General features: G+C 65.5%; 27 protein-coding genes. 12 read left to right on the top strand and 15 right to left on the bottom strand.

Annotated features, from left to right (window positions below; translation table 11 throughout):
- Nucleotides 1-82: 82 nt before the first annotated feature.
- From DUGA2_RS02115 to DUGA2_RS02140, 6 genes are read left to right on the top strand one after another with little or no spacing between them, the layout of a single operon-like run.
- On the top strand, nucleotides 83-784 hold the full coding sequence (locus DUGA2_RS02115; protein ID WP_070266949.1) for a hypothetical protein: 702 nt from the start codon (nucleotides 83-85) through the stop codon (nucleotides 782-784).
- A gap of 8 nt (nucleotides 785-792) precedes the next feature.
- On the top strand, nucleotides 793-1,035 hold the full coding sequence (locus tag DUGA2_RS02120; RefSeq protein WP_070266950.1) for an acyl carrier protein: 243 nt from the start codon (nucleotides 793-795) through the stop codon (nucleotides 1,033-1,035).
- Entirely contained in the window at nucleotides 1,032-1,853 is an 822-nt protein-coding gene (locus tag DUGA2_RS02125; RefSeq protein ID WP_070266951.1) for a hydrolase 2, exosortase A system-associated, read from the top strand. Before DUGA2_RS02120 ends, DUGA2_RS02125 begins: the two co-directional genes overlap by 4 nt.
- Nucleotides 1,850-2,698 carry a hydrolase 1, exosortase A system-associated gene (locus DUGA2_RS02130; RefSeq protein ID WP_070266952.1) on the top strand — a complete coding sequence of 283 codons (849 nt, stop codon included), beginning with the start codon at nucleotides 1,850-1,852 and terminating at the stop codon, nucleotides 2,696-2,698. Before DUGA2_RS02125 ends, DUGA2_RS02130 begins: the two co-directional genes overlap by 4 nt.
- Nucleotides 2,692-3,942: a glycosyltransferase gene (locus DUGA2_RS02135; RefSeq protein WP_070266953.1), complete on the top strand. Its 1,251-nt coding sequence runs from the start codon at nucleotides 2,692-2,694 to the stop codon at nucleotides 3,940-3,942. The genes DUGA2_RS02130 and DUGA2_RS02135 overlap by 7 nt, the downstream gene beginning before the upstream one ends.
- Entirely contained in the window at nucleotides 3,939-4,586 is a 648-nt protein-coding gene (locus DUGA2_RS02140; protein WP_070266954.1) for a tetratricopeptide repeat protein, read from the top strand. The genes DUGA2_RS02135 and DUGA2_RS02140 overlap by 4 nt, the downstream gene beginning before the upstream one ends.
- Nucleotides 4,587-4,589: 3 nt before the next feature.
- Here DUGA2_RS02140 and prsR read toward each other — a convergent pair whose 3' ends face one another.
- The 3 genes from prsR to DUGA2_RS02155 are packed head-to-tail and all read right to left on the bottom strand — an operon-like array spanning nucleotide 4,590 to nucleotide 9,365.
- Nucleotides 4,590-5,936, bottom strand: coding sequence for a PEP-CTERM-box response regulator transcription factor (prsR, locus tag DUGA2_RS02145; RefSeq protein ID WP_070266955.1), 1,347 nt, complete (start codon nucleotides 5,934-5,936; stop codon nucleotides 4,590-4,592).
- A 16-nt stretch (nucleotides 5,937-5,952) separates the two neighbouring features.
- Entirely contained in the window at nucleotides 5,953-7,983 is a 2,031-nt protein-coding gene (gene prsK / locus DUGA2_RS02150) for an XrtA/PEP-CTERM system histidine kinase PrsK (protein WP_070266956.1), read from the bottom strand.
- Nucleotides 7,983-9,365 carry a TIGR03013 family XrtA/PEP-CTERM system glycosyltransferase gene (locus DUGA2_RS02155; protein ID WP_070266957.1) on the bottom strand — a complete coding sequence of 461 codons (1,383 nt, stop codon included), beginning with the start codon at nucleotides 9,363-9,365 and terminating at the stop codon, nucleotides 7,983-7,985. Before DUGA2_RS02155 ends, prsK begins: the two co-directional genes overlap by 1 nt.
- A 184-nt stretch (nucleotides 9,366-9,549) precedes the next feature.
- Here DUGA2_RS02155 and nadB point away from each other — a divergent pair, with 184 nt between their 5' ends.
- Together nadB and DUGA2_RS02165 are read left to right on the top strand one after the other, a co-directional pair.
- Complete coding sequence (gene nadB / locus DUGA2_RS02160) at nucleotides 9,550-11,163, top strand: L-aspartate oxidase (protein ID WP_070266958.1); 1,614 nt, start codon at nucleotides 9,550-9,552, stop codon at nucleotides 11,161-11,163.
- 10 nt (nucleotides 11,164-11,173) lie between these two features.
- Nucleotides 11,174-11,710: a GNAT family N-acetyltransferase gene (locus tag DUGA2_RS02165; RefSeq protein WP_070266959.1), complete on the top strand. Its 537-nt coding sequence runs from the start codon at nucleotides 11,174-11,176 to the stop codon at nucleotides 11,708-11,710.
- Nucleotides 11,711-11,759: 49 nt separating this feature from the next.
- Here DUGA2_RS02165 and DUGA2_RS34320 read toward each other — a convergent pair whose 3' ends face one another.
- Together DUGA2_RS34320 and DUGA2_RS02175 are read right to left on the bottom strand one after the other, a co-directional pair.
- Entirely contained in the window at nucleotides 11,760-12,542 is a 783-nt protein-coding gene (locus tag DUGA2_RS34320) for a PEP-CTERM sorting domain-containing protein (protein WP_229214566.1), read from the bottom strand.
- Between the two features lie 103 nt (nucleotides 12,543-12,645).
- On the bottom strand, nucleotides 12,646-13,221 hold the full coding sequence (locus DUGA2_RS02175; RefSeq protein WP_070266961.1) for a TetR/AcrR family transcriptional regulator: 576 nt from the start codon (nucleotides 13,219-13,221) through the stop codon (nucleotides 12,646-12,648).
- 62 nt (nucleotides 13,222-13,283) lie between these two features.
- Between DUGA2_RS02175 and DUGA2_RS02180 the strand changes: the two genes are divergently transcribed.
- A complete protein-coding gene (locus tag DUGA2_RS02180; protein ID WP_070266962.1) occupies nucleotides 13,284-14,321 on the top strand; it encodes a DUF418 domain-containing protein in 1,038 nt (345 codons plus the stop codon).
- Nucleotides 14,322-14,325: 4 nt separating this feature from the next.
- Here the strand turns inward: DUGA2_RS02180 and nadC are convergent, their stop codons facing one another.
- From nadC to DUGA2_RS02195, 3 genes are all read right to left on the bottom strand, one after another.
- Nucleotides 14,326-15,192, bottom strand: a complete 867-nt coding sequence (gene nadC, locus DUGA2_RS02185; protein ID WP_070266963.1) for a carboxylating nicotinate-nucleotide diphosphorylase — start codon at nucleotides 15,190-15,192, stop codon at nucleotides 14,326-14,328.
- Complete coding sequence (nadA, locus tag DUGA2_RS02190) at nucleotides 15,189-16,334, bottom strand: quinolinate synthase NadA (protein WP_070266964.1); 1,146 nt, start codon at nucleotides 16,332-16,334, stop codon at nucleotides 15,189-15,191. The genes nadC and nadA overlap by 4 nt, the downstream gene beginning before the upstream one ends.
- Nucleotides 16,335-16,418: 84 nt before the next feature.
- Entirely contained in the window at nucleotides 16,419-18,020 is a 1,602-nt protein-coding gene (locus DUGA2_RS02195; RefSeq protein ID WP_070266965.1) for an ABC-F family ATPase, read from the bottom strand.
- 204 nt (nucleotides 18,021-18,224) lie between these two features.
- On the opposite strand from DUGA2_RS02195, the gene DUGA2_RS34325 reads away from it, so the two are divergent.
- Nucleotides 18,225-18,812 (top strand): PEP-CTERM sorting domain-containing protein, encoded by a 588-nt coding sequence (locus DUGA2_RS34325; protein ID WP_070266966.1) that lies wholly within the window; start codon nucleotides 18,225-18,227, stop codon nucleotides 18,810-18,812.
- A gap of 2 nt (nucleotides 18,813-18,814) precedes the next feature.
- Here DUGA2_RS34325 and DUGA2_RS02205 read toward each other — a convergent pair whose 3' ends face one another.
- The 6 genes from DUGA2_RS02205 to queE all read right to left on the bottom strand — a co-directional run bounded on the left by DUGA2_RS02205 (nucleotide 18,815) and on the right by queE (nucleotide 22,641).
- Entirely contained in the window at nucleotides 18,815-19,102 is a 288-nt protein-coding gene (locus tag DUGA2_RS02205) for a hypothetical protein (protein WP_141753168.1), read from the bottom strand.
- An 8-nt stretch (nucleotides 19,103-19,110) separates the two neighbouring features.
- Nucleotides 19,111-20,031 (bottom strand): muramoyltetrapeptide carboxypeptidase, encoded by a 921-nt coding sequence (ldcA, locus tag DUGA2_RS02210; RefSeq protein WP_070266968.1) that lies wholly within the window; start codon nucleotides 20,029-20,031, stop codon nucleotides 19,111-19,113.
- 11 nt (nucleotides 20,032-20,042) lie between these two features.
- The gene (locus DUGA2_RS02215) at nucleotides 20,043-20,987 is read right to left on the bottom strand and encodes an alpha/beta fold hydrolase (RefSeq protein ID WP_070266969.1); all 945 of its coding nucleotides are present in this window, start codon (nucleotides 20,985-20,987) and stop codon (nucleotides 20,043-20,045) included.
- 73 nt (nucleotides 20,988-21,060) lie between these two features.
- The gene (tadA, locus tag DUGA2_RS02220) at nucleotides 21,061-21,597 is read right to left on the bottom strand and encodes a tRNA adenosine(34) deaminase TadA (RefSeq protein ID WP_373994819.1); all 537 of its coding nucleotides are present in this window, start codon (nucleotides 21,595-21,597) and stop codon (nucleotides 21,061-21,063) included.
- Nucleotides 21,557-22,003 carry a 6-carboxytetrahydropterin synthase QueD gene (queD, locus tag DUGA2_RS02225; protein ID WP_008448718.1) on the bottom strand — a complete coding sequence of 149 codons (447 nt, stop codon included), beginning with the start codon at nucleotides 22,001-22,003 and terminating at the stop codon, nucleotides 21,557-21,559. Before queD ends, tadA begins: the two co-directional genes overlap by 41 nt.
- A gap of 2 nt (nucleotides 22,004-22,005) precedes the next feature.
- Nucleotides 22,006-22,641, bottom strand: a complete 636-nt coding sequence (gene queE, locus DUGA2_RS02230) for a 7-carboxy-7-deazaguanine synthase (RefSeq protein WP_070266971.1) — start codon at nucleotides 22,639-22,641, stop codon at nucleotides 22,006-22,008.
- A gap of 143 nt (nucleotides 22,642-22,784) precedes the next feature.
- Between queE and DUGA2_RS02235 the strand changes: the two genes are divergently transcribed.
- A complete protein-coding gene (locus tag DUGA2_RS02235) occupies nucleotides 22,785-23,606 on the top strand; it encodes a sensor histidine kinase (RefSeq protein WP_070266972.1) in 822 nt (273 codons plus the stop codon).
- A gap of 19 nt (nucleotides 23,607-23,625) precedes the next feature.
- Nucleotides 23,626-24,618, top strand: coding sequence for a sensor domain-containing diguanylate cyclase (locus DUGA2_RS02240; RefSeq protein WP_141753169.1), 993 nt, complete (start codon nucleotides 23,626-23,628; stop codon nucleotides 24,616-24,618).
- On the opposite strand, the gene DUGA2_RS02245 is transcribed toward DUGA2_RS02240, so the two are convergent.
- A complete protein-coding gene (locus DUGA2_RS02245) occupies nucleotides 24,615-26,339 on the bottom strand; it encodes a DUF4214 domain-containing protein (protein WP_070266973.1) in 1,725 nt (574 codons plus the stop codon). The genes DUGA2_RS02240 and DUGA2_RS02245 overlap by 4 nt on opposite strands.
- Nucleotides 26,340-26,341 lie beyond the last annotated feature (2 nt).

The raw sequence follows: 26,341 nt of genomic DNA on the forward strand, positions 1-26,341 counted from the left end.
GGCGTTCGCTTGTGCTGGCTCAAACTCGCCGCGTCGACGGCGGAGTCTAATGCGGATTCCGCCCACATTCGGACTCGCCTCCATGACTACCGGCCTGCGTCACACCTATGCGCAACTGGGCTGGCTCAACGCCATCCTGTATTGGCTCGGCCAGTTGCTGGCGGCGGCCAGCGCCGGCTCCTGGGCGCTGCATCGCTACCATTTTGTGGCCCAGTACGTCGGCGACGTCCCGTTGTGCGGCGCGCGCGGGCTGGATATCGACATCCGCGCGCAAACCGCTGCGGACGCCAGGCCGCCCGACTATCCCCGTCCGGACCATGTGGTGAGCCAGCGCTACGCCCAGGGTGCGAGCAGCCTGGCGGCCTGGCGCAAAGGCCGGCTGGCCGGGTTTCTGTGGCTGGTTTCCGATACCTATCTGGAAGACGAAGTGCGCGTGCGCTACCGGCTGGCGTCGTCGCGCGCGGCGTGGGATTTCGATGTCTGGGTGCGGCCGGAGGAGCGCGTGGGCTGGGTCTTCCCGCGCCTGTGGGAGAGCGCCCGGCGCCAGCTGCGGCAGCGCGGCGTGCGCTGGACCTGCAGCCGGATTTCCGCCTTCAACCCCGCGTCAATGCGGGCGCACGCGCGCATCGGCATGGTCCGCCTGGGCGGCGCGCTGTTCCTGCGCTGCGGCCGCTGGCAATGGATGTGGGCGACGCTGGCGCCCTATTTCCATCTCTCGCGCCATCCATCCGATTGCCCGCAATTGACGTTCGATACCAGTTCGCTGCCAGACATCGCCCCCTAGGAGTCCACATGCCCGTCCTCGATCAAGTTTGCCGGATTCTGCGCGCCACACTGGGCCTGGGCGCCAGGCCTCTGGAACAGGAAACCCTCTTGCTGGGCAGCATGCCCGAGCTTGATTCGATGGCGGTCGTCAACCTGATCATGGCGCTGGAGGAACAATTTGGCTTCACCGTCGAGGATGACGAAATCAGCGCCGTCCACTTCGCCACCGTCCGCACCCTGACCTCTTTCGTCGAAGGAAAACTGACGTGAACATTCGTCTTCAGCGGCCCCACGCGGAACCCTTCTTTCTGCCGGCAGATGTGGGCGAACGCTTTTGCCTGTACCACCCGCCGCACCCGGACGTACCGCTGCGCGGTTCGGTGCTGTATGTGCATCCGTTCGCAGAAGAGCTCAACAAAAGCCGGCGCATGGCGGCGCTGCAGGCGCGCGCCTACGCCCGTGCCGGCTACGGCGTGCTGCAACTGGACCTGTACGGCTGCGGCGACAGCAGCGGCGACTTCTCGGATGCCCGCTGGCATCTGTGGCTGGCGGATCTCGCGCTGGGCTGGCGATGGCTGACGCAGCATTGCCCGGCCCCCGCCTACCTGTGGGGCCTGCGCCTGGGCGCCCTGCTGGCCTTGCAGTTCGCGGCACAAGCGCGGCCGGCGCCGGCAGGACTGGTGATGTGGCAAGCGGTCGTCAGCGGACGCGCCCATCTGCACCAATTCATGCGCCTGAACAGCGCGGCCCGGATGCTGGGCACGTCCCAGCCGGCGCCATCGCTGCCGGCGAAGATGAGCGAAGTGGCCGGCTACATGCTGGCGGCCGAACTGGCCGACGCCATCCAGCAGGCCGAAGCATCCAGCGCGCCGCCCTGCGCCGTGCAATGGCTGGAACTGTCGGCGCCGGAACAAGACGCCGCCTTGCAGCCGGCCTCGGCCCTGCTGCTGGAGCGCTGGGAACGCGCCGGCGCCGAGGTCGACGCCTACCCGCTGCCAGGCCTGCCCTTCTGGTCCACACCGGAGATCGCCGAAGTCCCCGGCCTGATCCAGGCCACGCTGGCCGCTATGCCGGTGCAAGCGGCATGAACGGGCAACGTCGGGCCGTGTATTTCGCTTGCGGCGATTGCTGGCTGGTCGGCGTCGTGGATTTTCCAGCCGTGCCCAAACCACGCGGCGTGCTGGTCGTCACGGGCGGGCCGCAGTACCGCGTCGGCAGCCACCGCCATTTCGTCCTGATGGCGCAGGAGCTGGCCGCGTGCGGGATCCCCGTGATGCGTTTCGACTATCGCGGCATGGGCGACAGCGAAGGCGACCCGCGCGACTTCGAACGCGTGGACGACGATCTCGACGCCGCCATCGCCGAATTTTTCAAGCTGCTGCCGGCCATGAAAGAGCTGGTGCTGTGGGGATTGTGCGACGGCGCCACCGCCGCTGCCTGCCATGCGGCGCGCGATCCCCGCGTCGCCGGCCTCGTCATGCTCAATCCCTGGGTGCGCACCGAACAGGGGCACGCCCGTGCGACGCTGCGCCACTACTACGTGCAGCGCCTGCTGGAGCGCGGTTTCTGGCGCAAGCTAGCCGGCGGCACGCTACACATCGGCCGCACGGTGCATTCGGTTATCGAACTGGCGGCCGCGGCGACACAACGGCCCAGCACTGGCGAAGGCGCAAAGTCCGCACCGTCCTTGCCGCAGCGTCTGCACCGCGCCCTGTCCGAGTTCCCGGGCCGCATTCTCATCGTGCTCAGCGGCGCGGACCTGGGCGCCAGGGAATTTTCGGCGCTGCCGGACCACCATCCGCACTGGCGCAAGCTGCTCGACGGCCCGCGCGTGCAACTGAGCCACGTTCCACACGCCAACCACACCTTCTCCAGCAAGCACTGGCGTGCCGACGTTTCCGCTGCCTGCCTCGCCTGGATCGCATCATGGTAAAACGCGTGCTGATGATCGCCTATCACTATCCGCCGATGTGCGGCGGCAGCGGCATCCACCGCACGCTGGCGTTCACGCGCTATCTGCCTCAGCACGGCTGGCAGCCGCTGGTACTGACGGTGCATCCGCGTGCCTACGAAGACATCGGCCCCACGGACGATCCCCCCCGTGTCCCCGTACACCGCAGTTTCGCGCTGGACAGCGCCCGCCATCTCGCGCTGCGCGGGCGCTACCTTGAACTGCTGGCCCAGCCTGACCGCTGGATATCCTGGTGGCTGGGCGCGGTGCCGGCCGGCTTGCGCCTGATCCGCGAATACCGGCCGGACGCCATCTGGTCCAGCTATCCTATCGCCACCGCGCACCTGATCGCGCTGAGCCTGCACCGGCTCAGCGGCATCCCGTGGATAGCCGACCAGCGCGACCCCATGGTCGACACCGGCTACCCGCCCGATCCGCGCCGCCGCCGCATCCACGGCTGGATCGAGCAGCAAGCCGTGCGCCGCGCCGCCGCCGTCGTGTGCGCGACGCCGGGCGCCTTGCTTCGGCTGGGCCAGCGCCACGGATCCGCCGCCGCACAACGCCTGGTGCTGATCGAAAATGGCTACGACGAATCGAGCTTCATCGATGCCGAGACCGCACCGGCCCCGGCCACATCGCCGCACGGCCAGTTCACCTTGCTGCACAGCGGCGTCATCTACCCCTCCGAACGCGACCCCGGCCCCTTGTTTGCGGCCCTGGCCAAGCTGCGCGGCGAAGGCCGCCTCGCTCCCGGGGATTTCCGTCTGCGCCTGCGCGCCAGCGCGCACGACGATCACCTGCGCGCACTGCTGCAGCGCCACCCGGGCGCAGCCGACCTGGTCGAACTGACTGCGCCGCTCCCGCACCGCGAGGCGCTGGCCGAAATGCTGGGCGCCGATGGCTTGCTGCTGCTCCAGGCCGCCAACTGCAACGACCAGATTCCGGCCAAGCTCTACGAATACCTGCGCGCCAACCGTCCGCTGCTGGCCCTGGCCGACGCCGCCGGCGACACCGCCGCCGCGCTGCGCCACGCCGGCATCCACACGATAGGCCAGCTCGACAACGCCAGCGACATCGCCGCCCAGCTGCTGCGCTTTCTGCAGCTGTGCCGCGCAAACCAGGCGCCGCGCGCCGCGCCCGCCCTCGTACTCAGCCATTCGCGCGCCGCCCGCACCCGCCAGCTGGCCGCTCTGCTGGACCGCGCCAGCGCCCGGGAGCCGACATGAACCTCAACGCCCGCCTGACCTGTCACGTCCTGTTGATACTCGCCTGCAGCGCCGCCGCAGCCATGCCGCCGCAGGCTGTCGTCGAAGATTGCGGCAGCTACGTCCGCCACGACCCCGGCGGCGACTACACCAACGCCACCGACCGCGAAGGCCTGAGCATTGTCGAAAATTACCATTTCACTCCGGACGTCGAGCGGCTGGTGCGCGGCGCGACCGGCCCGCTCGGCGCCGACATCAGCTACACGCTGGAGCACTTCCCCAATCATCACCGCGCACTGGCGGCCATGACCAAACTGGCGCTGCGCGACAAGAACCGCAAGCCGGTCGGCGCCCGCTACTCCATCGACTGTTTTTTCGACCGCGCCATGCGCTTCCGCCCCGACGACGCCCGCGTCCGCGCGCTGTACGGCGCCTACCTGCTGGGGCTGGGCCAGACCGCCGCCGCGCTGGACCAGCTGAAGGAAGCGGCCCGCCTGGAACCGGACAACCCCACCACCCACTACAACCTCGGCCTGCTCTACCTGAAACGCAAGGACTACGAACAGGCCCGCGCCAGCGCCCACAAGGCCTACGCCATGGGTTTCCCGTTGCCGGGACTGCGCAACCAGCTGATGGCCGCCGGCCAATGGCGCGAGCCGGACTAGACGCTATTTCAAGCCGTGGTGGCTCATCAGGTCGTACAGGGTCGGACGGCTCACCCCCAGCAACTCGGCCGCCTTGACGATGTTGCCGTCGACCCGCGCCAGCGCCTGCACCATCACCTTGTACTCGGCCGCCTCGCGCGCCTGGCGCAGGTTGACGCTGGCCTCGCCCTCGACACTGTCCGGCAGGCCCAAATCCAACGGCGCGATCTGCGGACCGTCGGCCATGATGACCGCCCGCCGTATGCAGTTCTCCATCTCCCGCACATTGCCCGGCCACGGATAGGCCTCGATCGCCGCCAGCGCCTCTGGACTGAAATGCAGCGCCGGGCGCGACTCGCTGGCGCAGAACTTGTTCTTGAAATGGTGCGCCAGCAAGGCGCTGTCGCCGACCCGCTCCCGCAGTGGCGGTATCGACAGCACGATCTCGCTCAGCCGGTAGAACAAGTCCTCGCGGAAGCGGCCGCTGTCGGCCAGCGATTTCAGGTTCTGGTGCGTCGCGCAGACGATGCGCACGTCGATACTGATCTCATGGCGGCCGCCCACCCGCTCGATCACGCGCTCCTGCAGGAACCGCAACAGCTTGGCCTGCAGCGGCAGCGCCATGTCGCCGATCTCGTCGAGGAAGAAGGTGCCGCCGTGCGCCAGCTCCAGCTTGCCCAGCGTCTGCCGCTGGGCGCCGGTGAACGCGCCTTTCTCGTAGCCGAACAGCTCGCTTTCCAGCAGTTGCTCGGGGATGGCTGCGCAGTTGATGGCGATAAAGCGCTTGTCATGGCGCGTGCTCAGGCGGTGCAGGCCGCGCGCGATCAATTCCTTGCCGCTGCCCGAGTCGCCCAGCAGCATCACCGACGCCGACGACGGCGCCACCCGCTCCACGCTGCGGCACACTTTCAGCATGCCCGGATCGCGGCTGATGATGCCGGCCAGCGGCGAATCGGACTGGATTTGCAGCATGCGGCGGTTTTCCTGCTGCATCGTGTGCAGATAGAAAGCCCGCGCGACCACCAGCGACAGCGTGTCCGCATCCAGCGGCTTCTGATGGAAATCGTAGGCCCCCATGGCAATCGCCTTCAGCGCATGCTCGCGCGCCTGGTTGCCGGACAGGATGATCACCTTGGTATCCGGCGCCGCCGCCAGCATCTGCTGCAACAGCGCCAGTCCCTCGCCCGCGCCGTCCGGATCGGGCGGCAGGCCTAGGTCCATGGTCACGACCGCCGGCTGGTGCCGGCGCAGCTGGGCCATCGCCGACTCGCAGTCGTCGGCCACCACGACTTCGTAGGCGTCCAGGCTCCAGCGCAGCTGCTTCTGCAGGCCCGTATCGTCTTCCACCACCAGCAATTTGCTTTTTCCCATACTCTCGCTCCGAAGTTCAGGCCGCCGCCGCATCGGCATGCAGGGGCAACACGAGACGGAAAGTGGTGCCGCGCGCCTGCACGCTGCTCACCTCCAGACGCCCGCCGATTTCCCGCGCATACTCGCGGCTTTCGAACACACCGATGCCCATGCCCGCGCTCTTGGTCGATACAAACGGCTGGAACAGACGCTCGCGGATGAATTGCTCGCTCATGCCGTGGCCGGTATCGCTGAGCTCGATCACTGCGGCAACACCGCTGCACGACAGACGCAAGGCCACATGGCCGCTGCGGGGCGTCGCCTCCACCGCGTTCTGGATCAGATGGCCGATCACCCGCTCCAGCCGCTGGCGGTTGGCCAGCACCACCAGCTCCGTTCCGCACAGCTCCAGCACCGGCCGCGGCTCCAGTTGCGCGCAATCGCGCACCAGTTGCTCCAGCAGCGGCGCCAGCGGCACGGGCTCCGCGCGCTCGGGCAATTCGTCGCGGCGCAGCTTCAACAGCAGCGTCTTCATCTTGGCCAGCGAATGCGCCAGCGTTTCCAGCATGTCCTCCTGAAACGCCGGATTGCGCTTGTGCCGTTCGGCATTCACCAGCAGCAGCGACAGTTGCGACACCAGGTTCTTCAAGTCATGCACGACAAAGGTGGACATGCGGTTGAACGACTCGAACTGCCGCGCCACCGCCAGGCTGTCGGCCGACGCCTGGTGCGCCAGGTAGCTGGCGGCCTGCCGGCCGGCGATCTTGAGCACGTCCCGAACCTCCCAGTTCAGCAGCAGCCTGGCGCGCGGCGGCGCCAGGCATATGAAACCCAGCAGGCTGCGTTCCAGCATCAGCGGCACGACCAGCCACACGCCATCGTCGCCGGCCAGCCAGCCCGGCAAGGCCAGCCCGCCGTAGCGGCCCGGGTCGGCCCGCCACTCCGGCATCTCGATCACCCATCCGCGTGCGGCCAGGAAGCCACACAGCGCGCCGTCGGCCGCCTCGGCGGCGGGCGGCGCCGGCATGTTCCAGCGGGCCACGGCATGAAAATCGCCGTCGTCGCGGCGCAGCCACAGCAGCCCGGCGGGACTTTCCACCAGTTCCGCCACCGCCTGTATCGCCCGCTGCGCCAGCGGCGCGCTGTCCTCGGCCATGGCGTGGGTGATGCGCTGCCATTCCTGCCGGTAGTCGTAGCGGCCCTGGTAGAAGTGCTTGCTGATGAACACCTTCAAGCGCGAGCGCGCGGTGCCGGAGAACAGCACGCCCGACAGCAACAGCCCGGCGCCGAACAGGCAGGCCAGCTGCATCAGCGTGCCCCACTCGCCGCCGATGTAGCGCAGATACCAGGCGCTGCCCGCCATCGCCAGCAAATACAGCGCCGAGCCGAGCAGCGCCGCCGAGCGAAACATCATCTGCCGCGACAGCAACAGGCCCTCCGTCCACACCGGATTGCGCGCCACGGCCAGCGCCAGCAGCGGCACGCTCAGCGCATTGACGGCGCCGCGCGCGGCCCATATTTCCTCATTGATGCGATGGAACAGCAGCGCCTCGCTGTACAAATAGAAGTCGTAGGAAAACAAGGCGCCCATGCCCAGACAGGCGAACTTGATGCCCCAGCGCCCACCCGGCGGCGTGCCCCGATACAGGTGTTCGACCAGCAGCATACCCAGCACCGCCAGTCCCAGCCGGACGGCCACGAGCGCCAGCACCTGCTGCCCGGCCGCGGCCACCCAGCCCGCGATCGCCAGCCCGCAGACCGTCAGCAGCCAGGCCCGACGGCGCCCGGCGCTGCCACCGCCGTTGCCGCCGGCCAGCATCACCAGCAAGGCCAGCCAGGCGGCGGTGCGCAGCGCCTCCAGCCCGTCCAGCGCCGCCAGCCAGGCCGTCCACTGGAGCCCGCCGCCGGCAGCGACCGCCGCCCAGGCCGCCGTGGCCAGGCAAGCGGCGCCGAACAAACCCGCCCGTCCGCGCCGACGCCGACCGGCACGCAACAGCAACATGGCCAACAAGGCATAGGCCAGCGCAGCCAGGCCGTAACTGATGCCTGCCACCAGCGGCCAGGACATCAGCGCCCGCCCTTGCCGAACAACACCACCTGCACCGTGTCGATCAGGATCAGCAGGTCGAGGAACAGGCTGTTGTTCTTCACGTAGTACAAATCGTATTGCAGCTTGCGCAGCGCGTCGTCGACCGACGCGCCGTAGCTGTAGCGCACCTGCGCCAGGCCGGTGATGCCCGGCTTGATGCTGTGCCGCACGTTGTAATAGGCGATCTGGCCGCACAACTGGTCGACAAAATACGCCCGCTCCGGACGCGGCCCGACAAAACTCATCTCGCCCTTGAACACATTGAGCATCTGTGGCAACTCATCGATGCGCAGCTTGCGTATCCAGTGGCCGACGGCGGTGACGCGCGGATCGTTCAGCGCGGCCCATTGCGGCTTGCCGTCCTGTTCAGCGTCCAGCCGCATGCTGCGGAACTTCAGCACCTTGAACAAGCGGTTGTCGCGCCCGACGCGTTCCTGCTGGTAAAACACCGGCCCGCCGTCCTCGATGCGGATCGCCAGCGCGGTCAGCAGCATCACCGGCAGCGCCGCCACGCAGATCGCGCCGCTGGCCAGCAGATCGAAGGCCCGCTTGACCGCCGCCCGCAGCAAGCTCTGGTCGAAGCCTCCGCCAAAAATCAGATAGCTCGGCTGCAAGGAATCGACCCGGATCTGGCAAGCCTCGCGCTCGAAGAAACTGGCGGCGTCCGTGACCGGCACACCGCCCAGCGCGCACTCCAGCAACTGGCGTACCGGAAACGCGCCATTGCGGCGGTCGCCGACCGACACGACGATCTCGTCGGCCGCATAGCGCCGCGCCAGGGCCAGCAACGACAGGTCGGCCGGCAGCAGCATCGTGCTCGGCACACAGGACAGCTCGCCGGCCACCGGCACGAAGCCCACCACCTTGAACGCGTGGAAGCCGACGCTGCTGGCGGCCAGCTCCAGGCAATCGCGCGCGGTAGCGCCATCGCCGATGACGATCAGCCGCTGCTCCATCATGCTCGACTGCGCCGACGTGAACACCACCAGCCGCGCCAGCAGCACCGCCGCGCCGCCCAGCACGAACACCACGCTGCCCAGCCGGCCGAACTGCACGCCCGGGATCATGTTGGCCAGCAGATTCATCAGGCAAAAACCCAGCACGAACGACGGCAGGATGCGCAACAAGGTGCTTTTGATATCTTCGCGGGATTGGTTGTGCTGGTACATGCCGAGCGTGCCCATGCTCAGCACCATGACCAGCGCGAACGCCAGCGCCGGCAGGTACAGCTGGTCGGCGCCATGCCGCCCCTTGAGCCACCATGGCGCGCTGGCCACCGCAGCCGTCAGCAGCACCAGCAACTCCAGCAGCAACAGCATGAAGGCTATCTTGGACACATAATGGTGGAATATCCTGATCACAATCCGCTCCCCGGCACCAAATCGCGGTGTCATGCCGATCATCGCCAACACTCAGCGGCGACGTCTTGAGCGGCCACAATCGCCCCGCCGGTTCCCGCCCTAAAACAGCGAAAATCGGCGGAATATGACGCGTTCATGACAAATGGTCTATAGTCATGGTTCTCTACCGCATCCAAACGTAATCATGAAATTTGATGTTGCAATTGTCGGCAGCGGACTGGCCGGCCTGTCGGTCGCCCTCCACCTGGCCGAAACGCGCACAGTCGCGATCATTTCCAAACGTGCGCTGAAGGATGGCGCCAGCAACTGGGCCCAGGGCGGCATCGCCGCCGTGCTCGATTCGGGCGACAGCCACAACCAGCACATCGACGACACCCTGATCGCCGGGGGCGGCCTGTGCGACGAAAGCGCCACGCGCTACATCGTCGAGCACGGCCGCGAAGCGATCGAATGGCTGATCGAGCAAGGCGTGCCCTTCACCAAGGACGAATCGGCGGAACTGGGCTTCCACCTGACCCGCGAAGGCGGCCACAGCCAGCGCCGCATCATCCACGCGGCCGACGCCACCGGCCACGCCGTGCAGGTGACGCTGGAAGAGAAAGTGCGCGCCCACCCGAACATCACGCTGTTCGAGCATCACTGCGCGATCGACCTGATCACCTCGGACAAGCTGCATCCCGGCAAAAAAGGCAGCGGCCAGCCCAAGTGTTACGGCCTCTACGTGCAGGACGAGAAGACCGGCCAGGTGCTGACCTTCGCCGCCGAGCACACGGTCATGGCCACCGGCGGCGCCGGCAAGGTCTACCTGTACACCACCAATCCCGACACCGCCAGCGGCGACGGCATCGCCATGGCCTGGCGCGCCGGCTGCCGCGTGTCGAACATGGAATTCATCCAGTTCCACCCGACCTGCTTGTACCACCCCTACGCCAAATCCTTCCTGATCACCGAAGCGATACGCGGCGAAGGCGGCCTGCTGAAGCTGCCGCCCGAAGCCGGCGCCGCCGCAGGCACCCGCTTCATGCTAGCCCACGACGAGCGCGCCGAGCTGGCGCCGCGCGACGTGGTCGCCCGCGCCATCGACTTCGAGATCAAGAAGCGCGGCCTCGACTACGTGCACCTGGACATCAGCCACAAGCCGGCCGAGTTCCTGATCGAACACTTCCCGACCATCTACGCGCGCTGCCTGGAACTGGGCATCGACATCACCAAGCAGCCCATCCCCATCGTGCCGGCGGCGCACTACACCTGCGGCGGCGTGGTGACGGACCTGCAAGGCCGCACCGACCTGCCGGGCCTGTACGCTGTCGGCGAGACCGCCTGCACCGGCCTGCATGGCGCCAACCGCCTGGCCAGCAACTCGCTGCTCGAATGCGTGGTCATCGGCCGCGCCTGCGCCACCGACATCGCCGCCAAGGAAGCCGGCGAAGTGCCTTACCTGCCGGACTGGGACGAGAGCCGCGTCACCGACGCCGATGAAGAAGTCGTGATCGCCCACAACTGGGACGAGCTGCGCCGCTTCATGTGGAACTATGTCGGCATCGTGCGCACCACCAAGCGGCTGGAGCGCGCCCAGCACCGCATCGCGCTGTTGAAGGAAGAAATCGACGAGTACTACCGCAACTTCCGCATCACGCACGACTTGCTGGAGCTGCGCAACCTGGTCGACGTCGCCAACCTGATCGTCAACAGCGCCCTGCAGCGGCACGAAAGCCGTGGCCTGCACTTCAGCCGCGACTATCCGGAAACGCTGCCCAAGGCCCTGCCCAGCATCATGACGCCGTCGCGCCGCAAATAAGGAGCCCTGCATGATCGCCGTGCGCGCCGCCCTGCCTGAAGACATCCCCGCGATGGAAGCGCTGATCGCCCGCTCGGGCATCGAGCTCAGCGATGGTTTCTACAGCGAGGAACAGGCGGCGGCCGTCACGCGCCACGTGTTCGGCGTCGACACCCAGCTGGTTGCCGACCGCACGTATTTTTTGGTTGAAAAGCATGGGGAACTGGTGGCCTGCGGCGGCTGGAGCAAGCGCAGCACGCTGTTCGGCGCCGACCGCACCAAGCAAGGCGCCGATCCGCTGCTCGATCCGGCCACCGAAGCGGCGCGCATCCGCGCCTTCTTCGTCGAGCCGTCGGCGGCCCGCCAGGGGCTGGGCCGGCTGCTGCTGAGCCATTGCAGCGACGCGGCCGCGGCCGGCGGCTTCCGCACGCTGGAACTGGCCGCCACGATGCCGGGCGTGCCGCTGTACCTGGCCTGCGGCTTCACCGTGGTCGAACGATTCGAGATCAACTTGCCGGGCAACGTCAGCGTGCCGCTGGCGAAAATGCGTAAAACCATAGCCGCATAAAAAAAGCGCCGGCCGGCATCGCTGCCGCCGGCGCTCTTCCTTGAGACGCTTAAGCCGATTTCTTGCGGCGAGCCATAAAGCCCAGCAGACCCAGGCCAGCCAGCATCATGCCGTAGGTGGTAGGCTCTGGTACCGGTGGCGCCACCGAACCGAAACCATCCAGGTAAGCATAGCCGGTATGGCCGGTAGGGTTGCAATCGGCAGCCAGCAGCGACAGCGTGAAGCTGTGGCCGGACAGCGACTGGTCGATGCTCAGCTGCTCAACCTGCCAGGTCGGGGTGTAGAAAATGCTGCCTTCGGTGCTGAAACGGCTGTCCACGCCCGAACCGGTGAAGCCGGCGTTGTAGCTGCGGCTGATCAGCAGCTGGCCGGTGGTGTCGTCGGTCAGGGTCAGCATCATCAGCGCCGATTCGTCTTCCACGTGGCCACCGTTTTGCAGCACGGCTTTCCAGGCGAAATAGATGTTCGATTCGGTGTAGTTGCTGACCTTCTGGCTGATGACCGTCGCGTTGCCGCCGTTGGTCGTGTCTTCCGCGCGGTAGGCGTATTTGCCGCTGTGCACGGTCGTGCCCAGCAAAGCACCCAGGTTAGGATCGACGTAGTTGGCGTCGATCACTTGACCACGGTTGCCGGTATCGCCGTTCAGGCTGCCGCCTGGCAGGAAATCCGCAGGCAGCAAGCCCGCGTTCAGCACGTTGCCGCGATAGCCGCCACCGGTGGTCCAGCCCGCGGTGCTGCCGGCTTCGAAGCCGCCGTTGCTAAAACCGTCCGCGTGAGCCAGGCCCGTCAGGCCGACCATTGCTACGACACCTGCTAAAAATTGCAATTTCATCTAATTCGCTCCGTTTGTTAATAGTATTAAAAAAACAAGCGAGATTATATTGCACTTAAGTCATTTCTAATTAATAATTTATAAGCATTTGCATGATTTATTTTCATTCAATACCAATGGAATGTGCAATAAAGTTCATCACCTCGTCGCGCGCGGCGGCGTCCGGCGCGGTGTCGCCCAGCACCACGCGCAGCGCATGCCCCTCCACCAGATCGAGCAGCAGCCTGGCGGTCTCCGCAGGGTGCGCCAGGCGGCGCAGCCGGCCGGCGGCGGCCCCCGCCGCCAGCAGCGCACCCAGCGCCGCCAGCAGTCCGTCGCGGTTGCCGCCAAACGTCCGCGCGATCGCCGGGTTGCGTACCGACTCGGCGACCAGTTCAAGCGTCATCAGCGCATGCTCGGGGCGCGACGCGTAGTCGAGATAGGCGGCGACGAATCCCATCACCGCCTCGGCCGGATCGGCCGCGGCCTGTAGACGGGCAAGGAAGGGCGTCAGTTCCTCGGCCTCCAGCGCGGCGATCTCCGCCAGCAGCGCATCCTTGCCGGCGAAATGATTGTAGAGATTGCCCAGGCTGATGCCCGCCTCGGCCGCGATATCCCGCACCCCGGTCTGGTGATAGCCCTTGCGCAGGAAGCAGGCGCAGGCCGCCTCGACGATCAGCTGCTTTCTTGACTCAGCCATGAATACCCCATAGTATGAACGAACGTTCGTTCATCATACGCCAAACTGGATGAGGAAACCATATGCAATCCCAGAAACAACGTCTTCAAGGGCTGGACCTGGCCCGTTTTCTTGCCTTTGTCGGCATGGTCATCGTCAACTTTCGCATGGCGATGGGCATCAAGGGCGGCAACGGCCCGCTGGCCGCGCTTACCGGCGCGCTGGAAGGCCGGGCCGCAGCCTGCTTCGTGGTGCTGGCCGGCATAGGCCTGGGCATCGCCGCGGCCCGCAACGACCACGCGCACACCGTCACCGTCACCCTGCGGCGCGCCCTCTTTCTGCTGGTGCTGGGCTTGTGCAATATGCTGCTGTTCGAGGCCGACATCCTGCACTACTACGCCTTCTACTTCGTGTTGGGCGCCCTGCTGCTCAAGCTGTCGTGGCGCGCGCTGGCCGCCTGTATCGCCGCGCTGGACCTGGCGTTCGTCGCCCTGCTGCTGACCCAGAACTACAGCGCCGGCTGGGACTGGCACACCTACACCTACAGCGGCTTCTGGACACCGGCCGGCTTCGGCCGCAACCTGCTGTTCAACGGCTGGCATCCGGTGCTGCCGTGGCTGGGATTCCTGTTGCTGGGGATGTTGCTGGGCAAGCTGCCGCTGGCGCAGCGCGCCGTCCAGCACCGCATGATGGGCTGGGGCGCGCTAGCGATGCTGGCGGCGGAAAGCGCCAGCGTCGTGCTGCGCGCCTTCCTGCCCGACCTGTCCGAACTGCTGACCACCAAGCCCATTCCGCCGATGCCCCTGTACATGCTGGCCGCCTCCGGCAGCGCCGTGCTTGCGATCGGCCTGTGCCTGCGCAGCGCCGACTGGCTGCACCGCCAGCGCCTGCTGCAACTGGCGATACCCGCCGGCCGCCAGACGCTGACGCTATACATCGCGCACGTATTGCTGGGAATGGGAACGATGGAAGCGCTGGGCCTGCTCGAAGGCCAGAGCCTGGCGACGTCGGTGACGGCCGCGCTGATATTCTGCGTGGCCGCCACTGTCTATGCCTGGTGGTGGTCGCGCCATTTCGAGCGCGGCCCGGTGGAAGCGCTGATGCGCCGGCTGGCCGGCTGAAGCCTTATCCGACGATGCGCAGCGAGTAGTCCGTAGCGCGCACGTCCTTGGTCAGGCTGCCGATGGAGATGCGGTCGACGCCGGTTTCGGCGATCGCCCGCACGGTATCGAAGTTGATGCCGCCGGAAGCTTCCAGCAAGGCGCGGCCGGCGTTGCGCCGCACCGCCTCGCGCATCATGTCGAGACTGAAGTTGTCGAGCAGGATGGAACCGGCGTCCGCCTCCAGCGCCTCGTCCAGCTCGGCGATGCTTTCCACCTCGACCTGGATGCTGACGCCCTTCTCCAGGCGCTTGGCGGCCAGCACCGCGGCGGTGATGCCGCCGGCCGCGGCGATATGGTTTTCCTTGATCAGGATGCCGTCGTACAGCGCCAGCCGCTGGTTCTGTCCGCCGCCCACGCGCACCGCGTACTTCTGCGCCAGGCGCAGGCCCGGCATGGTCTTGCGCGTATCGAGGATGGCGGCGCGGGTGCCGGCAATCACATCGACATACTTGCGCGTCGCCGTCGCCACGCCCGACAGCAATTGCAGGAAGTTCAATGCCGCGCGTTCCGCCGTCAGCAGCGCGCGCGCCGGGCCCTGGATGGTGCAGACCAGGCTGTCGGCCTTCATCAGGTCGCCTTCGGCATACTGCCAATCGATCTCTATGCCCGCCTGCATGCAGTTCATGATGCCTTCGAACCAGGGCGCACCGCACAGCACCGCGTCTTCGCGCACGATCACGCGCGCGGTGGCGCGGCCGCCGTCCGGCACCAGCAGGCCGGTCAGGTCGCCGGCGCCCACGTCTTCCAGCAGGGCCGCCAGCAGATTGCCTTCAAACGCAGACTTCAGCGCATCGTCGAAAGGTGCAAAGGAATTAACTAAAGTACTCATGCCGGACCAATTCCCGAAAACAGTTTAGCTTCTTTCGCCAGGTCAGCGCCCGGCTGAACCTTGGCCTTCTTGGCCGCCGCGAAATCGAGCATGCGGTTGATCGACGTTACCGCCTGCTTGCCGACCTCCGGATCGACGTGGATCTCGTTGGCGGAGTTGCGGTCCATATTTTCCAGCACATCGGCCAGGTTCTGCAGGCCGTTCATCGCCATCCATGGGCAATGCGCGCAGCTCTTGCAGCTGGCGCTGTTGCCGGCGGTCGGCGCTTCGATGAAGCGCTTGCCCGGTGCAGCGGCGCGCATCTTGTGCAGGATGCCATTGTCGGTGGCGACGATGAAGGTATCGGCGTCCGACTCCACGGCGGCGTTGATGATCTGCGTGGTCGAGCCGACCACGTCCGCCAGCGCCACCACATTGGCCGGCGATTCCGGGTGCACCAGCACCTTGGCGTGCGGATATTCGGCCTTCAGCAGCTCCAGCTCGACGCCCTTGAATTCATCGTGCACCAGGCAGGAACCCTGCCACAGCAGCATGTCCGCGCCGGTCTGCTGCTGGATGTAGGAGCCCAGGTGCTTGTCCGGCGCCCACAGGATTTTCTTGCCCTGCTGGTGCAGGTGCTTGACGATGTCCAGGCCGATCGACGACGTCACCATCCAGTCGGCGCGCGCCTTGACGGCGGCGCTGGTGTTGGCGTACACCACCACCGTGCGGTCCGGATGGGCGTCGCAGAAGGCGGCGAATTCGTCGGCCGGGCAACCCAGGTCCAGCGAGCAGGTCGCGTCCAGGTCCGGCATCAGGATGCGTTTTTCCGGGCTGAGGATCTTGGCGGTCTCGCCCATGAAGCGCACGCCGGCCACCACCAGCGTCTTGGCCGGATGGTCGCGGCCGAAGCGCGCCATCTCCAGCGAATCGGAAACGCAGCCGCCGGTTTCCTCGGCCAGGTCTTGCAGGTCGGCGTCGACGTAGTAGTGGGAAACGAGCACGGCCTGCTTTTCTTTCAGCAGGCGCTTGATGCGCTCCTTGAGTTCGATACGTTGTTCAGGCGATGGAGTCGCTGGCGTGCGCGCCCAGGCGTGGGCGGTGCAGCTGGCTCCGTCTTGTGGATGCTCGTACTCGACGGATTTGATGTCTATGGTTTGCATGGTGTTCAGTGAACGTGAAACGGGAAGCAATAACTATGGCACATTGCAAAGAATCCCGCTTGAAGCGGGATTCTTTTAGCATGATCAGTCGATGCCTTGACTGGTCAGGTAGTCTTCGTAGTTGCCGCGGAAATCGACGATCTCGTTTTCCTTGATCTCGATGACGCGGTTGGCCAGCGAGGACACGAACTCGCGGTCGTGCGAGACGAAGATCAGCGTGCCGGCATATTTTTCCAGCGCGATGTTGAGCGACTCGATCGATTCCATGTCCATGTGGTTGGTCGGTTCATCGAGCAGCAGCACGTTGTGGCGGCCCAGCATCAGCTTGCCGTACATCATGCGGCCCTTCTCGCCGCCGGACAGCACCTTGACCGACTTCTTCACCTCGTCGCCGCCGAACAGCAGGCGGCCCAGGATGGAGCGCACGGCCTGGTCGTCGTCGCCTTCCTTGGTCCATTTGCCCATCCAGTCGGTCAGCGTATCGCCGGCGGCGAATTCCTCGGTCGGATCCTGCGGCATGTAGCCGACGTTGGCGTTCTCGGCCCATTTGACCATGCCGTGGTCGGCGTGCAGGCCGGCGATATCGTCGCCGCCGATGCAACGCAGCAGCGTGGTCTTGCCGGCGCCGTTGGCGCCGATGATGGCGATGCGCTCGCCGGCTTCAACCATGATGCTGAAGTTGTTGAACAGCTGGCGGTCGTATTTCTTCGCGATCGAATCGACCTCGACCGCCAGGCGGTGCAGCTTCTTCTCGCCGTCGAAACGCACGAACGGATAGGCGCGCGACGACGGCTTGATGTCGTCGACCTTGATCTTCTCGATCTGCTTGGCGCGCGAGGTCGCCTGGCGGGCCTTGGACTTGTTGGCGGCGAAGCGGCGCACGAAGTCCTGCAGCTCGGCGACTTTTTCCTTGGCTTTGGCGTTGTTGGCCAGTTGCTGGTTGCGGGCCTGGGTCGACGCGAACATGTACTCGTCGTAGTTGCCCGGGTAGATCTTCAGCGTGCCGTAGTCCATGTCGGCCACGTGGGTGCAGACCTGGTTCAGGAAGTGGCGATCGTGGGAAATGATGATCATGGTGGAGTTGCGCTCGTTGAGCACGTCTTCCAGCCAGCGGATCGTGTTGATATCCAGGTTATTGGTCGGCTCGTCGAGCAGCAGGATGTCCGGATTGGAGAACAGCGCCTGCGCCAGCAGCACGCGCAGCTTCCAGCCCGGCGACACATTGCTCATCGGCCCCTGGTGCAGATCGATGCTCACGCCCGCGCCCAGCAGCAGCTCGCCCGCGCGCGATTCGGCGGTGTAGCCGTCGTACTCGGAGACTTTGCCTTCCAGGTCGGCCGCCTTCATGTAGTCGTCGTCGGTGGCTTCCGGGTTGGCGTAGATCGCGTCGCGTTCCTGCATCGCGGCCCACATCTCGGTGTGGCCCATCATCACCACGTCGAGCACGCGCATTTCTTCGTATGCGAACTGGTCCTGGCGCAGCTTGCCCAGGCGCTCGTTCGTATCCAGCATCACGTTGCCGCCCGATGGCTCCAGGTCGCCGCCCAGGATTTTCATGAAGGTCGACTTGCCGCAACCGTTGGCGCCGATCAAGCCATAGCGGTTGCCATCGCCAAATTTAACGGAGATGTTTTCAAACAACGGCTTGGCGCCGAATTGCATCGTGATGTTAGCTGTAGAGAGCATACTGGATTTGGAGTTTTCTTAATGTAATCATGCCGTTAGGCGAAAGATCAGCATTATACAGCAACCACCATCAACCACTCTAGCCACGGATGAAAATCCATGGTAGTCATACGTTGTCTTGCAAGTAATTCAATAAATGCTTTATTTATAATTAAATGGTGCTAGATTTAAGTGGGCTCATTCTTCGCTCACCTGGAGACTCGTATGAAACCATCACATATTCTGGCATCGGCTCTTGTTTCACTGGCGGCAATCACACCCGCGACGGCGGACACCTGGCAATTCAGCTACACAGGGTTCTATGATGCGGACGCCGGCGTCTTCGATCCCAACTACCGGATCGCCGGCAGCTTCTCGGCGACCGACGCCAATCACGACAGCAGGATTGAGAAAAGCGAGCTGACCGACTTCACTATCAATGGCGATCTCCCCTATCTCCCCTGCACGCAGGTCCAGAACCCGCGTCCGCTTCGCCATTGCGATATATCGTCGTTCAGTTACCTTCTCGGCAGCAGACAATTGAATTTCGAGACACACGAATATCACAGCGATCCGGAAGGATTTTATTACTGGTATACGGACATCCGTACCGGCTCTGCGATTCTGCAGCAAACATACTTCGGCATCTTTACCGTGAGCCTGAAATGGAGCAGCCAGCACAACTGGACGGAGCAAACAGTGTTGGCCGTGACGGGCCCGGGCCCGGTTCCCGAACCCGGGACCTATGCCATGCTGCTCGCCGGAATGGGCCTGGTGGGATACGCGGCGCGCCGTCGCCGGACCAGGGGCTAATTTCAAGGAACACGCAGCGTCGCCAAGTACGTGATCCTGGTGCCCATGCCGCGGACCAGGATGAAATCCTTGCCCCTGACCGAGCACCAAAGCGAAAACTGCTGGGCCACGATGGCGCATGCGCGCTCCCGGCTTTCGCCGCGGTACAAGCTTTCGACGATGACGTTGCGCTGCTCCGCCATCTCTTTCACGGGATCGCTCTTGACCTTGGGCGCGGGAGTCTTGGCGGCGGAGGCCTTGGGCGCGGCGACTGCCGCTGCCGCGCAAGCGGCCATCACGATGGCTGCCAACCAGCGCTTCATAGCGTCGGGTAGTCGCTGATGGCCAGGTCGAAACCGCGCGCGCTGGACACCAGATGCGCCATGCCGCCGTAAGGCAGCGTCGCGCGCTCCTTGATGTGGCCAAACGGCAGGCCGGTCAGCACCGGCATCGGCAGCCGTTCGCGCAGATAGGCCAGCATGGTCTCGAAATCGTAGCCATTGTCGAAGGCGCTGAGCTTGTAGCCGGAGAAGTCCCCCAGCACCAGCGCCCGCTGGCCTTCCAGCGCGCCGGCGTACAGCAGCTGCAACACCATGCGCTCGACGCGGTAAGGGTGCTCGCTGATATCTTCGAGGAACAGGATGCCGTTCGGCAGCGCCGAGAAATACGGCGTGCCCAGCAGGCTCACCAGCATCGCCAGGTTGCCGCCCCACAGCTTGCCGCCGACGTCGACCAGCGGATTGTCCGAGCCGCCCTCCGCCACCGTGCCGCGCACCGTGTGCACCGGCCCGCGCAGGCAATCCCAGAATTGCCGCATCGTGTAATCGACCGGCGTCTCGCGGTTGAAATCGTCGCACATCATCGGGCCGCCGAAGCTGACGCGGCCGGTCTGCTTCATCAGCGCCATCTGGAAGGCGGTGAAATCGCTGTAGCCGACGAACAGCTTGCCGCTGTCGGCCATCGCGCGGAAATCGATCATCGGCAGCAGGCGGCTCATGCCGTAGGAACCGCGCAGCGCGATCACCACCTGCACCTCGGGATCGGCGGCGGCGGCGTTCAGCTGCGCCAGGCGGCCGGCGTCGGTGCCGGCGAAACGCTGGAATTTCTTATCGTCGTCGTAGTAATTGTGGACCCGGTGGCCCTGCTGGCGCAGGCGCTCGATGCCGTTTTGCAGCGCCGCGTGGTCGGGCGCGTAGCCGCCCGTCGCGGCAATCGCGATGCCGATAGTCGATGTGCTCAAAAATGTCTCAGTCAATGATGGGTGCCGCTGCCCGCCCGATGCGGCAACAGCGGAGGAATGTCCGGCGTCATATTACCGCGCAGGTGCAGCTCAAGCAAGGCAAGCAGCCGCTCGATCAATTGCGGCGGCAGGTCGTGCCCCATGCCCTCGATCACATGCAGCCTGGCGTTCGGGATCGCGGCGGCCGTGTCGGCGCCGCAAGCGAGCGGCACCAGCGGATCGGCGGCGCCGTGGACCACCATGGTCCGGCAGGCGATCTTGCGCAGCAGCGGCGTGCGGTCGCCGGATGCGACGATGGCCACCATCTGCCGCGCCATGCCGGCCGGATAGATGCTGCGGTCCAGCGCCCGCTCGATGTTGTTGCGCAGCAGCGGCTCCGGCGTCGGGAACGACGGGCTGCCGATGATGCGGTACACCTGCACCATGCGGTCGACCACTTCGCGCCGGTTGTGCGGCGAGGCGGGCGCGCGCATCAGCGCATTGCGTGCGGCGGGTGTGGGGCCGGGCAAGCCGCGCCGGCCGCTGCTGGACATGATGGAACTCAGGCTCAGCGCGCGATGGCCGAAGCGGGCCGCGAAGATCTGCGCGATCATGCCGCCCATCGACACGCCGACCACGTGCGCGCCGCCTATGCCCAGCGCGTCGAGCAGGCCGAGCGCGTCGTCGGCCATGTCGTTCAGCGTGTAGGCAGGCGCCTGCTTCCAGCCCACCAGCGATTTCAGGTAGGCCAGCGCCAGATTGGGGCGTTTGAAATGGTCGAACTTGCTGGACAAGCCGATATCGCGGTTGTCGTAGCGGATCACGTAATAGCCTTGCTCGACCAGGCCGTCGACCAGGTCTTGCGGCCAGGCCACCAGTTGCATGCCCAGGCCCATGATCAGCAGCACCGCCGGGTCGTGCGGATTGCCGCTGGCTTCGTACGCGATCGTAATGCCGTTTGCTTGTGCGGTAGCCAACGCGGCCTCCCTTCGATGGTGCGGTAACAGTAGCTTCAGCATACCATTTTTGCCGTACCGGGGAAAACCGCCGCTATTCTGTGGTGTTGCGCCTGGCGGCCGCGCGGCGGGCGGCAAAGAAGGACTTCAGCATGGCGCCGCATTCCTCGGCCATCACGCCGCCGGCGACGTCGGTGTGGTGGTTGAGCTGCTCCTGCCCGAACAGGTCGAGCACCGAGCCGCAGGCGCCGGTCTTGGGATCGGTGGCGCCGTACACCACCTTGGCCAGGCGCGCGTGCATCATCGCGCCCGAGCACATCACGCAAGGCTCCAGCGTGACATACAGTTCGCAGCCCGGCAGGCGGTAGTTGCCCAGCGCCTCGGCCGCGGCGCGCAATGCGACGATCTCGGCGTGCGCGGTCGGGTCGTGCTTGCCGATGGGCTGGTTGTAGCCGCGCGCGATCACCACGCCGTCCTTGACGACGACGGCGCCGACCGGCACCTCGCCCTCGTCCCACGCGTGCTGCGCCTGCTCAAGCGCCTGCCGCATGAAATCGCGCTGCTCCGGAGCGGGCTGTTGCGGCAGGTCGTCAGGCATCGGTGATTTCTGCCCAGCAGTTAGGGGTTTCATGCAGTACCAGCTTGTGCAGGTGCAGGCCGGTGCCGTAGCGGTCCTTGTAGGCCGACTTCAGGATGCCGAACGCCACGTGGGCCAGGTTTTCCACGGTGGGGATGCGGTCGATCACCACCGTCTTGTGGCCCGGCAGCGTCGCCAGGAATTCGCGCACCGCCGCATCCTTCTCGTAGACGATGAAGGCGTGGTCCCAGACATCGACCAGGTGTTCCTTGGCCAGCGCCTTGATGTCGGAAAAGTCCATGATCATGCCGTTGTCGGAATTGCCTTCGGCCGTGATGATGTTGCCGGTCAGCGTGATTTCCAGCGTGTAGCGGTGGCCGTGCAGGTTGCGGCACTGGCTCTTGTGGTCGGGGATGCGGTGGCCGGCGTCGAATTCCAGCTTGCGGGTAATGGTCAGCATGATTAGGGTATCTGTAAAAGTTTATGGGTTTGCAAGCTCAGCTTCCATTTCGGATTGCGCTTGCAGGTGTCGATCGCCAGTTTGGTATTGAACTCGGCCAGCGGGCCGTCCATTGCCTGCACGAAGAAGTGCTCGAAGTCCAGATGTTCGTAGGCGCCCAGGTCCTGCCCGGTCTGCGGGATCACGACCTTGATTTCGCTGCCCTTGGACACCACCAGCTGGGAACCCATTTTCGGGCTGACGCAAATCCAGTCCACGCCTTCGGGCACCGGCAGCGTGCCGTTGGTTTCAATCGCGATAGTGAAGCCGACCGCGTGCATCGCCGCTATCAGCGCGGCGTCCAGCTGCAGCAACGGTTCGCCGCCGGTGAACACCACGTACTTGCTGGCGGCGTAGCTGGCGGGCCACAGCGCATCGATGGTGGCGGCCAGCTCCTGCGCGGTCTTGAACTTGCCGCCGCCTTCGCCATCGGTGCCGACAAAGTCGGTGTCGCAGAACTGGCAGACGGCGCTGGCGCGGTCGATCTCGCGCCCGGTCCACAGATTGCAGCCCGAAAAGCGGCAGAACACGGCGGGACGCCCGGCGTGGGCGCCCTCGCCCTGCAGCGTGTAAAAAATCTCTTTGATGCTGTAAGTCACGGCAGTTCCTGAAAGGACAACCCTCAATTATATCCCACGCCACACTTTTCGGTCTATGGCGGGAAATATTGATATTCCACAATGCTACCGCGGGGCAACCACGATATGTTGGTCTGGTGGACGCTTACCGGGGAGGACAAATCATGCGCTACGCTCAACCGCTCCTGGAAATCGATATCATCGCCGGCGGCGCCGTGATGCTGGCGGGCATAGCCCTGCTGCTGCTGTGGCGCCAGCGCCACCTGCGCAACGCCCTGGCGGCCCTGGAACACAAGCTGGCGCAGGAGTTGGACCGCCGCCAGCTGGCCGAGCAAGCCCTGGCCGACACCCGCCGGCAGGTAGACCGCCTGGGCGCCAGCCAGCAATCCCTGCGCGACGCCGAGCGCCGCCGCATCGCCCGCGACCTGCACGACGACCTCGGCCAGCACCTGCTGGCCCTGAGCTTCGACGTCACCCAGCTCGCGCAGCACCACGCTACGCTGGCCAAGCCGCTGGCCCAGATCGAGGCCCGGCTGCAGGCCGCCAGCCGCGCCATGCGCACCATTGTGCGCGATCTGCAGCCGGAACAGCTGGAAAGCGGATTGCAAGGCGCGGTTCAGCAACAGGTGGAGCAGTTTTCCCGCCTCAGCGGCATTCCCTGCCGGCTGGAGGCCGAGCCGGCCGCCTTCAGCGCCCCCGGCGACGAGCGCACGGATGCGGTGGTCTTCCGTGTCCTGCAGGAATCGCTGAGCAACATCGCCCGCCATGCGCAGGCGTCCGAGGTGTGCATCGGCCTGTGCCGCGTGGCCGGCAGCCTGAGCCTGACGGTGCGCGACAACGGCGTCGGCCTGCCCGACCCGCCCGCCCGGCGCGGCTGCGGCCTGCGCGGCATCGCCCAGCGGGTGGCCGAGGCCGGCGGCCGTTTCGACATCGCCAGCCAGCCCGGCCATGGCACGGCGCTGACCATGTCCTTCCCGGTTCAATAATTTACAGCGGGGCACGTCCATGCACAATCAAAAAATCCAGCACCTGATGGAGTACTCGCAGGCCGACATGCAGCACGGCTTCGCGCTCAAGCTGATGGAGTTGCTGGTCATCCCGACGTTCGTCATCGATGTCCAGGGCAAGGTCATCATCTGGAACCGCGCCTGCGAGCGCCTGACCGGGGTCGAAGCCTGGGAAGTGCTGGGCACGACCGACCACTGGAAGAGTTTTTACCACGAGCAGCGCCCGACGCTGGCCGACCTGGTGATCCAGGGCCGCGACGCCGACGTCCAGACGCTGTACCACCAGCACGCCCGCCGCAACGACAACGACAGCGGCCTGCGCGCGGAAAACTGGTGCGACATGCCGCGCGTGGGGCGGCGCCGCTACCTGGCGGCCGACGCCAGCCCGATCTTCGATGCCGAGGGCAAGCTGGTGGCGGTGGCCGAAACGCTGCGCGACGTCACCGATGAAAAACGCGCCCAGGTGGCGCTGGAGCAACTGGCCACGCGCGACGGCCTGACCGGCCTGGCCAACCGCCGCTGTTTCGACGACACCCTGCTGGCGGAATGGCAGCGCGCCCAGCGCCACCAGCAGCCGCTGTCGCTGCTGATGGTCGATGTCGACAACTTCAAGCAATACAACGACGCCTACGGCCACCTGGGCGGCGACGAGTGCCTGCAGCGCATCGCCTGCGCGGTGTCGAGCGAAATGCGCGCCAACGACCTGGTGGCGCGCTACGGAGGAGAAGAGTTCGGCGTGATCCTGCCCAACCAGTCGCTGAAGGGCGCGGCCATCGTGGCCGAGCGCATCCGCTGCCGCGTCGAGCAGCTGCACCTGCCCAACCTGGGCAGCCAGAAACATGTGGTGACGGTCAGCATAGGCGCGGCCACCGCGCTGGCGGCGCCGGGCACCGATCCCAGCCAGCTGGTGGCGACGGCCGACTCGGCGCTGTACCGCGCCAAGCACATGGGCCGCAACCGTATCAGCCTGCCGGAGCCGGATCCGTCCTAGCCGGGATGGGCCAGGTAGTGGATGCCGTTGGCGATCAAGCCCACCAGGTTGGTCTGGTTCTCCGAAGACTCGGAAAACGCCGCCAGTACCCACTGGCGCTCCACGCCGATGGCCAGCGCCTTCAGGTGGTAGGCCTCGCCGCCGGCGTCCGGCTCGCGGTGCAGCACGTTGTGATACAGCAGATCGACAAACTGCTTATCGCTCAGGTTGCTGCCATAGGTCCGGGTGAACTCGTCGCTCAACAGGAAGTTCCGCGCCACATCGACGAAGTCCTGGCCGCCGTCCAGCGCGTGTATCCAGAATCCCAATCCTCCCTCGTCCGGCAGCCGGTTGAAGGCCGCCTGATACAGGCGGTAGGCCTCGCCCGCCGGGGTGTGGTCGCCGATATCCAGTGCCACCGCGTCGCCGTTGGCGAAGAGCAGGCGCTCGACGCCGGAGACGATATCCTGGCCGCCCACCCCCCTGTTGTCGGTGACGAGGAAGGCGCCGCCGCTGGCCGTCACCGTGTAGTCGCTGCGGGCGCCGCTAAAACTCACAGAGTCCAGGCCGGCGCCGCCGGTGAATACTTCATTACCGGCCCCGGCCTTCAGTGCATCGTTGCCGGCGCCGCCGCTGACAAAGCGGGCGGTGCTGGATGTATCGATCGTGAGATCGCTGAACCGCAAGGTCTTCACGTCGAACAAGGCGTCGACGCCGTCGCCACGCGCCGTCAGCGCCGATCCGGCGCCGGTCAGCAGATACCTGGATAGCGCGCCGGAGAACACCACGGTATCGTTGCCGCCGCTGCCCCGAATGGTGTCGTTGCCCTCGCCCTCGTAGACGATGTCCACGCCGGCGCCGCCGATGATGGTGTCGCCGGCGCCATTGGCGTAGATGGTCGAGCCGCCCGAACCGGCCACGGCCGCCTCGATCGTCACGTTGTAGGCGATGGAAATATTGTTGTAGCCCGGCGCGGTCGAGCTGAACGTGCCTGCGTTGAGATTGATGACGACGGCATTGCTACAGCCGGAGAAATTGAAGGTATCGCTGCCGCCGGCATCCCAGATGCATTGCAGCGGCGAGCTCTGCACGAAGTCGTAGCTGTCGCTGCCCGTGTGGTAAGTCATATTGGCGCCGTACAGATACTGCATCGCCTGTATATCGTAAAGCATGGGCGTGATACCGTACTGGTGGTTCAGCGCGTAGCCCGCGCCGGTGTTGTACGACATTTGGCTGTAGTCGATACTGTCGGTGGAGGACGGCAGGAAGGGGCCGTCGATCGACCCGCCGGTGGAATCGTAGTTACCCGGGTGCTTGAGCCCCAGCGTGTGCCCGAGCTCGTGGATCAGCACCGACGGGCCGAAAGTGCCCGGCGTGAACACCGTATTGAAGGTGTCCGCATTGTTGGTGAACAGATAGGTCGGGTCGCCGCCGTTCGGCAGGTAGGCATAGCCGCTGCTCTGGTTGCCCTGGTAGTTGGTCGCCAGCTGGATGTCGCCGTCATAAAACACCTCGGTGAACTTGACATTGGCCACAGCCGACCAAGTGGCCAGCGCAGTGCGCACCGCTTGTTTCTGGAACCATGTCATCGGCAGGAATCCGTTGACATCGTCCGCACTTCCATCGCTGGGCACTGCCGTCATGAAGCTGTAGGTCAACGACACGGGCGTTCCGGGGCGGCTGGCCCAACTGCTGTACACCAACGCGTCAATCGAATTATTGCCGGTCGTGAAAAATGTCATGA

It is taken from the genome of Duganella sp. HH101, assembly GCF_001758795.1.
Lineage (GTDB): Bacteria > Pseudomonadota > Gammaproteobacteria > Burkholderiales > Burkholderiaceae_D > Rugamonas > Rugamonas rivuli.

Bases quoted from the DNA above. Each gene is read 5' to 3' on its own strand.
- DUGA2_RS02115 (WP_070266949.1), top strand. From the start codon at position 83: ATGACTACCGGCCTGCGTCACACCTATGCGCAACTGGGCTGGCTCAAC.
- DUGA2_RS02120 (WP_070266950.1), top strand. From the start codon at position 793: ATGCCCGTCCTCGATCAAGTTTGCCGGATTCTGCGCGCCACACTGGGC.
- DUGA2_RS02130 (WP_070266952.1), top strand. From the start codon at position 1,850: ATGAACGGGCAACGTCGGGCCGTGTATTTCGCTTGCGGCGATTGCTGG.
- DUGA2_RS02135 (WP_070266953.1), top strand. From the start codon at position 2,692: ATGGTAAAACGCGTGCTGATGATCGCCTATCACTATCCGCCGATGTGC.
- DUGA2_RS02140 (WP_070266954.1), top strand. From the start codon at position 3,939: ATGAACCTCAACGCCCGCCTGACCTGTCACGTCCTGTTGATACTCGCC.
- prsR (WP_070266955.1), bottom strand. From the start codon at position 5,936: ATGGGAAAAAGCAAATTGCTGGTGGTGGAAGACGATACGGGCCTGCAG.
- prsK (WP_070266956.1), bottom strand. From the start codon at position 7,983: ATGTCCTGGCCGCTGGTGGCAGGCATCAGTTACGGCCTGGCTGCGCTG.
- nadB (WP_070266958.1), top strand. From the start codon at position 9,550: ATGAAATTTGATGTTGCAATTGTCGGCAGCGGACTGGCCGGCCTGTCG.
- DUGA2_RS02165 (WP_070266959.1), top strand. From the start codon at position 11,174: ATGATCGCCGTGCGCGCCGCCCTGCCTGAAGACATCCCCGCGATGGAA.
- DUGA2_RS34320 (WP_229214566.1), bottom strand. From the start codon at position 12,542: ATGAAATTGCAATTTTTAGCAGGTGTCGTAGCAATGGTCGGCCTGACG.
- DUGA2_RS02175 (WP_070266961.1), bottom strand. From the start codon at position 13,221: ATGGCTGAGTCAAGAAAGCAGCTGATCGTCGAGGCGGCCTGCGCCTGC.
- DUGA2_RS02180 (WP_070266962.1), top strand. From the start codon at position 13,284: ATGCAATCCCAGAAACAACGTCTTCAAGGGCTGGACCTGGCCCGTTTT.
- nadC (WP_070266963.1), bottom strand. From the start codon at position 15,192: ATGAGTACTTTAGTTAATTCCTTTGCACCTTTCGACGATGCGCTGAAG.
- nadA (WP_070266964.1), bottom strand. From the start codon at position 16,334: ATGCAAACCATAGACATCAAATCCGTCGAGTACGAGCATCCACAAGAC.
- DUGA2_RS02195 (WP_070266965.1), bottom strand. From the start codon at position 18,020: ATGCTCTCTACAGCTAACATCACGATGCAATTCGGCGCCAAGCCGTTG.
- DUGA2_RS34325 (WP_070266966.1), top strand. From the start codon at position 18,225: ATGAAACCATCACATATTCTGGCATCGGCTCTTGTTTCACTGGCGGCA.
- tadA (WP_373994819.1), bottom strand. From the start codon at position 21,597: ATGAAACCCCTAACTGCTGGGCAGAAATCACCGATGCCTGACGACCTG.
- queD (WP_008448718.1), bottom strand. From the start codon at position 22,003: ATGCTGACCATTACCCGCAAGCTGGAATTCGACGCCGGCCACCGCATC.
- DUGA2_RS02235 (WP_070266972.1), top strand. From the start codon at position 22,785: ATGCGCTACGCTCAACCGCTCCTGGAAATCGATATCATCGCCGGCGGC.
- DUGA2_RS02240 (WP_141753169.1), top strand. From the start codon at position 23,626: ATGCACAATCAAAAAATCCAGCACCTGATGGAGTACTCGCAGGCCGAC.
- DUGA2_RS02245 (WP_070266973.1), bottom strand. From the start codon at position 26,339: ATGACATTTTTCACGACCGGCAATAATTCGATTGACGCGTTGGTGTAC.